The organism is Achromobacter semiaridum, from assembly GCF_053543755.1.
Genome location: NZ_JBLVOL010000019.1, coordinates 88,398 through 96,840 on the forward strand (window position 1 = coordinate 88,398; position 8,443 = coordinate 96,840).

General features: G+C 67.1%; 9 protein-coding genes and 1 pseudogene. 4 read left to right on the plus strand and 6 right to left on the minus strand.

Features of this window, described 5'->3' with window-relative positions; all coding sequences use genetic code 11:
* From ACNPP0_RS06735 to glf, 3 genes are all read right to left on the minus strand, one after another.
* Window positions 1-978 (minus strand): ABC transporter transmembrane domain-containing protein (locus tag ACNPP0_RS06735; protein ID WP_448705382.1); only part of this gene is annotated, 978 nt, incomplete at its 3' end.
* Between the two features lie 3 nt (window positions 979-981).
* On the minus strand, window positions 982-2,127 hold the full coding sequence (locus tag ACNPP0_RS06740) for a beta-glucosidase (RefSeq protein ID WP_332611534.1): 1,146 nt from the start codon (window positions 2,125-2,127) through the stop codon (window positions 982-984).
* A 12-nt stretch (window positions 2,128-2,139) separates the two neighbouring features.
* Entirely contained in the window at window positions 2,140-4,518 is a 2,379-nt protein-coding gene (gene glf, locus ACNPP0_RS06745) for a UDP-galactopyranose mutase (RefSeq protein ID WP_448705383.1), read from the minus strand.
* A 239-nt stretch (window positions 4,519-4,757) separates the two neighbouring features.
* On the opposite strand from glf, the gene ACNPP0_RS06750 reads away from it, so the two are divergent.
* From ACNPP0_RS06750 to ACNPP0_RS06765, 4 genes are all read left to right on the plus strand, one after another.
* Window positions 4,758-5,018 (plus strand): hypothetical protein, encoded by a 261-nt coding sequence (locus ACNPP0_RS06750; protein ID WP_332611531.1) that lies wholly within the window; start codon window positions 4,758-4,760, stop codon window positions 5,016-5,018.
* Complete coding sequence (locus ACNPP0_RS06755) at window positions 5,015-5,482, plus strand: hypothetical protein (protein WP_448705384.1); 468 nt, start codon at window positions 5,015-5,017, stop codon at window positions 5,480-5,482. The genes ACNPP0_RS06750 and ACNPP0_RS06755 overlap by 4 nt, the downstream gene beginning before the upstream one ends.
* Window positions 5,479-6,297: a DUF2243 domain-containing protein gene (locus tag ACNPP0_RS06760; RefSeq protein ID WP_448705385.1), complete on the plus strand. Its 819-nt coding sequence runs from the start codon at window positions 5,479-5,481 to the stop codon at window positions 6,295-6,297. The genes ACNPP0_RS06755 and ACNPP0_RS06760 overlap by 4 nt, the downstream gene beginning before the upstream one ends.
* A gap of 178 nt (window positions 6,298-6,475) precedes the next feature.
* Entirely contained in the window at window positions 6,476-6,694 is a 219-nt protein-coding gene (locus ACNPP0_RS06765) for a hypothetical protein (protein ID WP_448705386.1), read from the plus strand.
* A gap of 38 nt (window positions 6,695-6,732) precedes the next feature.
* On the opposite strand, the gene ACNPP0_RS06770 is transcribed toward ACNPP0_RS06765, so the two are convergent.
* The 3 genes and pseudogenes from ACNPP0_RS06770 to ACNPP0_RS06780 form a co-directional block, all read right to left on the minus strand.
* Window positions 6,733-7,065, minus strand: a complete 333-nt coding sequence (locus tag ACNPP0_RS06770; protein ID WP_332611527.1) for a four-helix bundle copper-binding protein — start codon at window positions 7,063-7,065, stop codon at window positions 6,733-6,735.
* A gap of 78 nt (window positions 7,066-7,143) precedes the next feature.
* Complete coding sequence (locus tag ACNPP0_RS06775) at window positions 7,144-8,151, minus strand: chemotaxis protein CheB (protein WP_448705387.1); 1,008 nt, start codon at window positions 8,149-8,151, stop codon at window positions 7,144-7,146.
* Between the two features lie 51 nt (window positions 8,152-8,202).
* Window positions 8,203-8,443 (minus strand): annotated as a pseudogene (locus ACNPP0_RS06780) (hypothetical protein); the annotation flags it as partial.

Below are 8,443 nucleotides of genomic sequence, written 5' to 3' on the forward strand. Positions count from 1 at the left end.
CGGACGCGCGACCACGCGCAGCATTTCGCCGATGACGCCAAACTGCTGGGCGGTGCCGACCAGCGCCAGGGCCAGGTCGCGCGACCCATGCAGAATGCGAAAGGTCAGCGCGCTGACGACCACCACATCGCCCGGCGTGGCGTTGCCCCGTTGCCACGAATGCAGCACCCAGAACAACATGGCGCTGGCCGCCAGCCACAGGCAGGCATCGTGTATCACGCGGGCCTTTTCCACGTACATCCAGCTGCGGCGTTGCGCGCGGGCTTCTTCGCCCAGCGCCCGCTCCAGCCGCGCGCGTTCACGCGCCTGTGCCGAAAACGCCTGCACCGCCCAGATGTTGGAAATAGCATCGACGATTTCGCCACCCACATGCGCCGCCTGTTCGCCATAGTGCTGGTGCAGGCCGCGGCCCCGGGCGCCAAAGGCGATGATGACCGCGCCCAACACGATCACGAAGCAGAGCAAGGCGGTGGCCATGCGCCAGTCCACCGTCGACAGCACGACGATGGCGCCGATGAAGTCCACGCAAGGCGGGATGATGCTCCACACCGCCGCGCCATAGATCGCGCCGGCCGCCGTGGCGGTGGCGGTGATGCGGTTGGCCAGGGCGCCGGAATGGTGCTGGCGGAAGTAGCGCGTGGAGTGGTGGCTCAGGTGCTCGAACAGTTCCACGCGCAAGGCCGCGCAGGCCGCCACTATGTTGCGGCAGCCCAGCCAGCCGCCGCTGCGCCACAACGCCGCTTCGACGGCGATCAGCGCCAGGAACACGCCCAGCGGCCACCACACATCTCCGGCCGACGCCTGCCCGCCCGCCATGGCATCCACGATAAGCTTCATTGCGTACTGCACGGCGACCGAACACGTGCCCGCCAGCACCACCACGAAGGCCAGCAACCCGAACGCCAGCCGCCGCTGCGCAACGTAGCGCCAGATGAACGCCAACGGTCGCGTGGGCAATGCTTCTTGATCCGACGACATGGTTCAACTCCCTAGAGCAACAGCGCGCGGCGCGTCCAGCAATCCGGCCGGGCCATCGCCAAAGCGCGCCGCCTGTTTGCGCAGCTCGACTTCCAACGGCGCATAGACCGCGCGTTGGCCGATGTCCGACGGCGCGCTGAGCAGGCCGGTCGAACAGTAGCGGTCGTCTTCCCACCCGGGGTAGTCCGTGACCGGGTACAGGCAGATGCCCGCCACATCCACCCCCGCGCCGCGCGCGAGCAGCGCCTGGTCCGCGACGTAGCGCAGCCACGGCGCGCGCGCCGCGCCTTCGGCGCCCGTCTCGGCGATCAGGATCGGGCGGCCATGGCGTTGCGCCTGCTCTGCCAGCAATTCAGCCAGCGGCCGGTAGCGCGGATCGTCATGGCGCAACTGCGGGCCGCAATGCAGCCACTGGTTGTGCGGGTAGTAATTGACGCCCACGATATCCAGGTAGCGCTCGTCCCCACCCAATTCCGGCTGGACGCGGCCGGTAATCATGTCCACGGCCTCGAATTGCGAGGCGTTGGCGGCGGCGGCCGGAACGTCGTCACCCGGTTGCCACGGATGCACCGCGATCATCGGTTCGGCGGCCAGGAAGCGGGCGCCGGGATCGATCTCGCGGATGGCGTCCGCGGCCTGCACAAAGGCGCGCACCAGTTGCCGCTTAAGCTCGCCTCCCCGCCCGATGCCGCAAGGGCTGAAGTGCGCCATGTCGCCGCCCGCCCAACTCCAGTAAGAGATCTCGTTGATCGGGCAAAACCACGGCGGCAGGTCCGACTCCTGCGCGATCAGCCGCGCGACGGCGGCGGCATAGCGCGCAAACGCCTCGGGAAATCGGCTGGACCAGATGTCGATCCACTGCGGCCAGCCAAAGTGGCATAAGTCCCAGATGACCTGCATGCCGCTCGCGCGCGCCGCCCGCAACATGGGCAGCACGCTGGACCAGTCGTAGGCATAGGGCGCCGGGTTGACCAGGTGCCAGCGCACGCCGTCGCGCGCGGTGCGCAGGCCCAGCGACACGGCATGCGCATAATCCGACTCGGCCCATTTTGCATGGCCGGTGGACGCCAGCAGATCCAGCTGGCGTCCGTCGGGAAAGCGGTGGCATGAACATTCGAAACCCGCCAGAAAAGCGCTTTGAAAGTGCATCGGCGCCCCCGCTCAGGCGACAAGCGCGGTGTGCACCTCGGCATTCTTCGCGGCGATGGCCTCGTACGTGGCCAGGGCCTGCGCGACCACCTGGTCCATGTTGTAGTAGCGATACGTGGCCAGGCGGCCTACGAAATGCACACCGGGGGTGGCATCCGCAAGGGCCTGGTAACGCTGGAACAGCGCGGCGTTTTCGGGGCGCGGAATCGGGTAGTAAGGGTCGCCCTGTGCCGACGGATATTCATAGGTGATGGCCGTGCGCGCATGCTGCTGGCCGGTCAGATGCTTGTATTCCGTGACGCGGGTATAGGGCACCTCTTCGGACGGATAGTTCACCACGCCCACCGGTTGATGCCATTCCTCGTCCAGCGTTTCGTGGCGGAATTTCAAGGATCGATACGGCAGCGCGCCGAAGCGATAGCCGAAGTATTCATCGATGGGGCCGGTGTAGATCAGGCCATCGAAGGTGAACGCGGCGCGGGCCTCTTGATATTCCAGCCCCAGGGCCAGCGATATGTTCGGGTGGTCCAGCATGCGTTCGAACATGCGCGTGTAGCCGTGCAGCGGCATGCATTGATGGCGGTCGGTGAAGTAGCGGTCGTCGGTGGACAGGCGCGTCGGTACGCGCGCGGCCACCGAACGGTCAAGCTGCGACGGGTCCAGCCCCCACTGCTTGCGCGTATAGCCGCGAAAGAAGGTCTCATACAGTTCACGGCCCACTTGCGACACCACGAAATCTTCCGACGTGGCCACGTTGGCGATGGGCTCGGCCACCGACTTCAGGAAGCGCTCGGCCTCTTCGGCCGAAAAGCGCTTGCCGTACAGCTTTTCCAGGGTGGTCAGGTTGATGGGCATGGGGACCAGCCCCTTGGGTGTTTCCGCCAGCACGCGGTGTTCATAGCTGCGCCACGCCGTGAAGCGCGACAGGTATTCCAGCACCTTGGCGGAGTTCGTGTGGAAGATGTGCGGGCCGTAGCGATGCAGCAGCAGGCCGGCATCGTTGAAGTAGTCGTACGCGTTGCCGCCCACGTGCGGACGCTTGTCCACCACCATCACGCGCTTGCCGCTGCCGCGCGCCAGCCGTTCGGCAAGCACGCTGCCGGCAAAGCCCGCGCCCACGATCATGTAGTCGTAGTGCCGCACGGTGCCCGCCGACTTGACGGCGCGCGCGGGTTCGTGCGCCGCCGCGCGACGCGTTGCGCTGCTGGTGTAGGCGCGGTTCATCACGCGGCACATCCCGTCCCAACTGGCGTCCCACGACATCCCGCGCAGCGCGTGGTCGGCCTTGGCCAGCAGGATGTCGGGCGTTCTGGTGGCCTGCAACGCTGCCGCCGCGGCGTCCGCGAAGGCGGGCGCGTCCTGCGCGATGAACACCACGTCTGACCCGCCATAGGTGCGCACCACGTCGTTGATGGGCGTGGACACCACGGGGCGCCCCGCCGCAAGATATTCAGGCGTCTTGGTGGGACTGATGAAGCGCGTGGATTCGTTCAGCGCGAACGGCATCAGCGCAACGTCCCAGCCCGCCAGATAAGCGGGCAACTGATCGTAGGAACGGGGTCCCAGGTAATGGATGTTGGCGGCCTGCGGCAATTCAGCCGGGTCGATCTTGACCACCGGGCCGATGAACACGAAATGCCAGTCGGGCGCCAAGGCCGCCACCTCGGCGACCAGACGCGCGTCAAAGCGTTCGTCCAGCACACCGTAAAAGCCCAGGCGAGGGCCCGGTATTTCTTGCAAGTCGGCCGGAATTTCCGTGATGGAGCGCGCCTGCCCGAAGTGCGCGCAGTCCACACTGCTGGGAAACGCGTGCACATTGGGATGCAGGCGGCTCTTGGATTCATACAGGCTATGGCCGCCGCAGAACACCACGTCGGCGCGCGCCAGCAAGCGCTTTTCCATGTCGACCAATTCTGGCGGCGCGCCGCGAAATGCCGATAGCTCGTCCATGCAGTCGTACACGACGAGGCTGGCTTCGACCTGATCCGAGAACGGCAGGCTCATGGGCGTGTAGTACCAGAGCACCGGACGTGTCACGCCGTCGGCCCAGAGCTTTTCCTGCAACAGCCGGCGGTGGCTTTCCACCCAGTTATCGCGGGCCAGGTGCGGGGTCAGCACGGTCACGCCGTTGCACTGGTTTTCTTCCAGCCAACCATGCCGGGCGCTGTCCACCCAAACCGGCTCTTCAACGTAATAGACGGTGTGCGAGCGCGCAAACCGCGTCATCAGATGTTGGGGGCGCTGGAACACGAAGTTCCAGCGCAAGTGCGAAAAGCAAACGATGGCGGGAGTATCGCGGGCCAACCATGAGCTGCCCGACGAGGCATCTTCAAGATAGGTGCGTCCGGCTGCCGGCTGGTCGCCGGATCGAGAGTCGACAGTGCTGCTCATGGGGATACTCCAAGGAAGAAATAAAGGGCGACGGAATGGCGAGACGGACGTCGCAATTGGCGTGCCGAAAACTTGCCGGGAACGCGGTGAAGACCGGGCTTATGTGGGGCCGGGTCACTGCGCCGGGTCACTGCGCCGGATCACTGCGCCGGATTACTGCGCCGGATCTGGGTCGTGCGTGCGCGGGCACGCCAATTGCTCGCCTGACGCATACGTTTGAACCCGCCAGGAGAGTCCTCATGCCGCAGTCCCCAACAGACGGTTCCCGCAAGACCATCCCCGGCCAACCCGACGTCAACGCCGGCGCGTTGCGGCCGTCAACCAAACCGCAGGCGTCGCGGGACATTCCGGACATAGACCATCCGCCCGCCGTGCGCAGCCACGAGGGCACGGGCTTTGACCGCGCCGAAGCACAGGAAGAAGCCGAAGCGCGCACCGGCACGTTGCCCGGCTCGAACGACACGCGCCCGGCGCCCCGGCGCGAGGAGTCGGAAGAATGATCGTCGAAACCTTTCAGCGTCCCGACGGCAGGTGGAGCTTTCGTGGCATTGCCATGCTGGGCGTGCAGCAGGACGCCCGCGCCTATCCCACCTGCGAAGCCGCCGTGCAAGCCGCCCGCGCCGAGTATCCGGACTACGCGGTGTCCATCGTTGAACCTGAATTCCAGGAGCCCCCCATGAAGCCCACGCAAGCAGAGAAAGCCACCAATCCGCCCACCGCCGGCAGCGGCGCGGTGGAACCGTCCACGGAAGATCAGGTGGACATTGCCAACCGGGTCCAGGACGGCATCAAGCACGCCGATGACCATGGCGAAAAAAGCCGGCAGCCGCCGACCCGCGCGGGCGGCGTCAAACCCATGGACGGCAACCCCAGCCCCGAGCGCGACACCGAAGCCGATACCTTCAAGCCGGCGGACGACACGCCGGCGGTGTTGCCCAAACGCTCTGGCCCGGTCTCGCAATGAGCGCGCCCGCGCTGCATGCCGGCCCGGCCGCCGCCCTGCCCCGCCGCCATCCCTGGGCGGGGTTTTTATTGGGTTTCGGCATGGGGGGCTTTTTTGACGGCATCCTGCTGCATCAGATATTGCAATGGCACCACCTTCTTTCCGGTCTGAACGCGGCATCACTGGCTGACCTGCGCGTGCAGGTGGTGGCCGACGGCGTTTTTCACGCGCTGATGTATGTGGTCGCCGGGGCAGGATTGTGGAGTCTGTACCGCTCGCGCAATGCCGGCATGCCGCCGCGCAAGCGGTTGCTGGCCGAATTCCTGATCGGCTTTGGCGTGTGGCATGTGATCGATGCCGTGTTGTCGCATTGGGTGGTGGGCCTGCATCGGCTGCGCATGGACGTGGCCGACCCATTGCCATGGGAGCTGGCGTGGCTGGCCCTTTTTGGGATAGTGCCGCTTCTGGCGGGGTGGGTGCTGCGGCGGCAAGGCCCTGGCGCCGGCAGCGCGGGCGGCGCTGCCGTGTCCGCGTTGCTGGCCGTGGTCATCACCACGGCGGCGGCCCTGAACCTGTATCCGGTGTCGGCGCCTGCGCAGGACACGTCCGTCGTGGTGTTGCGGCCCGGCGCCAGCGCGGCCGGCCTGCTGACCGCGCTGGACGGCACGGACGCTCGGGTGGTGTGGGCGGATGCGTCGGGCGGCGTGTGGGTATTGGTGGATGCGCCCCGGGCGACGCTGTTTTCCCTGTTTGGCGCGGGGGCGCTATACGTCAGCGGCGCCAGCGCACCGGGCGGCTGCTCGGCGTGGGTGACGCCGCGCGGCGGGCAGGCCTGAAAGGTGCCGCCCAGGGTGCTTCCCGGGACTGCGCTCCCTGGGACGGCGCCCGCAGGTAAGGCGTTCTTTTTGGGCACGGCACTTGCTGTATAGGACCGCGGCCTGCGCCGCACCCCTTGCAGACCCGCACGGCGTGGGCGGGACCTACAACACACGTCCTTGGATTACAGGATTGACCATGGCCTCCCCCACCCTGCCCTCCGTGCCGCAAGCCGCCCCCCTGCCGCTGACCGGCGCCGCGACCTCGCTTGCCCTGACTCCCCCGAGCCGTCTGCCGCTGACCGGTCCCACGACCGGCTTCCGGCTGTCACTGGGCATTCTGCTGGCCATCGTGTTCTGGATGGTGGCGGGCTCGCTGCTGGTGACGCTTTGGCTGGCGTCGCAGCGGCTGGCGTAGCCGGCCGGAGGCGCCCGCCCATGCAGGGCGCCATCCGTTCAGGCCGCCATCTTCTTGCAGCTGTCGGCGCAGCGCCGGCAGGCTGCAACGCAGTCGTCCATGCCGCCGACGCCTTCGCAGCTGTCCGCGCACGCGGCGCATATGTCGGCGCACGCGCCGCAAACACGGTCGTGTTGCTCGATGCCGATCAGCATCGTGTGCGCGGCCGTGCGGCAAATTTCGGCGCAGGCCATCATCAGGCGGAAGTGTTCGGGTTCGACATGTTCACCGCCCGCCTCCAGGCAGTGGTTGGACGCGGTTTGCAGGCAGTGCCGATAGCAGGCCAGGCAATTGTCGATGCAGGCTTCCATTTCTTTGTTCACGGCGCTCATTGCTGATCTCCTTGCGGTTATTCCGGGATGGAACCGCAAGGGCCGCAAATCGCATTCCTGCCGCGCCCGCGGCACCAGTCAAGTGATGTCGGTTTTTGCCAGCGGCCCGTCGGTGGTCGCCGCCAGGCTGCGCAGCTGCTGGTAAGCCGCCTCCCATTGGGCCACCGACGCCCGCAACCGACTCGACTCTTGCGCCGACCCGCCGCCCGTTGCGATTTCTTCACCGGCCAGCAAAATACGCTCGCGCAAAAGGCGCGCGGCGGACCAGATGGCATCGTCGACCTGCTCGGCCTGCGCGGCGTTCAGCGAGGCGGCCGAGAATGCATGTCCGGTATGGCAGCGATACCGAACCGGCAGGCCCGCGTCCACGCGCCAGACCACGCCGCCACATTCGGGGCAGGTGAGCCCCGACTGCCGCCCGATGCGTTCCAGCACGGCCGCCGAGGACTGACCCGTTTCCGTCATGCGAGATTCGGTGCGCAGCGTTTCCGACGGCCCGCTGCCCGCAGCGCGCGGCGCCACCGTTGTGTTGATCGCTTTAGCCATCGCATTTCCAATTTGTTGAAGCGGCAGCACCTGCGCCGTGGGCACTGCCGCGATTGCGTTGGCCGGCATGTCCTGCGCGACGCTGTCCTGGGGGTCTTGCACGATGGCAAAACCGCCGCACGCGTGCACCGACTTCAGCCCCGCCGAGCCATCGTCCAGGCGCCCGGTCAAGACGATGCCCACGACGCGAGGCCCATAGTGCACGGCGGCGGAACGAAACAACGGGTCCGCCGCCGGCCGCGTGAAGTTTTCCTTGGGGCCACGCGTCAACACCGTGGCGTCATGCTGCAAGATCATGTGCCGGGCGGGCGGCGCGATGTAGACGACGCCGGGCGCGAAGGGTTCGCCGTCCTCGGCATGCTGCACACGCCAGCGCGTGCGGTTTTGCAGCAGGCTGGGCAGTACGCTGCGGTACCCGTCTACGTGCATCGCCACGAAAACCGACGCTCGTAAGCCCGGGTCCAGGTCGCCCAGCAGGACCTCCAGCGCGGCCAAGCCGCCCGTGGAAACCGCCACCACCACAATGTCTCGGTTTTGCATGATGCGCGCCCTTTTGTGCCGAACAGCGTCCGGCCCATCGACCGGCCTTTTTCAACGGCCGAATAGGTTGGTCTTGTGCCCGCCCGAACCCGCCTTGCCGCCGGGAATCTGCCCATCGGGCGCGGGGTTGGCCGACGAGCCCTTGACCGTGCCCTGGCCCTGCACGGGCTGCGACGGCGTGGTGCCCGGGGCGGCCTGCGGCACGGTAGGCGGCGGGCGCGACGGGTCGCCCTTGGACGGTGCCGGAGCACCGCTATCCGGGGCGGGTCCCTTGGGGGCCGGCGTGCCGGCG

Excerpts from the sequence above, each read along its gene's own strand:
- ACNPP0_RS06740 (WP_332611534.1), bottom strand. The coding sequence starts at position 2,127 with ATGCACTTTCAAAGCGCTTTTCTGGCGGGTTTCGAATGTTCATGCCAC.
- glf (WP_448705383.1), bottom strand. The coding sequence starts at position 4,518 with ATGAGCAGCACTGTCGACTCTCGATCCGGCGACCAGCCGGCAGCCGGA.
- ACNPP0_RS06750 (WP_332611531.1), top strand. The coding sequence starts at position 4,758 with ATGCCGCAGTCCCCAACAGACGGTTCCCGCAAGACCATCCCCGGCCAA.
- ACNPP0_RS06755 (WP_448705384.1), top strand. The coding sequence starts at position 5,015 with ATGATCGTCGAAACCTTTCAGCGTCCCGACGGCAGGTGGAGCTTTCGT.
- ACNPP0_RS06760 (WP_448705385.1), top strand. The coding sequence starts at position 5,479 with ATGAGCGCGCCCGCGCTGCATGCCGGCCCGGCCGCCGCCCTGCCCCGC.
- ACNPP0_RS06765 (WP_448705386.1), top strand. The coding sequence starts at position 6,476 with ATGGCCTCCCCCACCCTGCCCTCCGTGCCGCAAGCCGCCCCCCTGCCG.
- ACNPP0_RS06770 (WP_332611527.1), bottom strand. The coding sequence starts at position 7,065 with ATGAGCGCCGTGAACAAAGAAATGGAAGCCTGCATCGACAATTGCCTG.
- ACNPP0_RS06775 (WP_448705387.1), bottom strand. The coding sequence starts at position 8,151 with ATGCAAAACCGAGACATTGTGGTGGTGGCGGTTTCCACGGGCGGCTTG.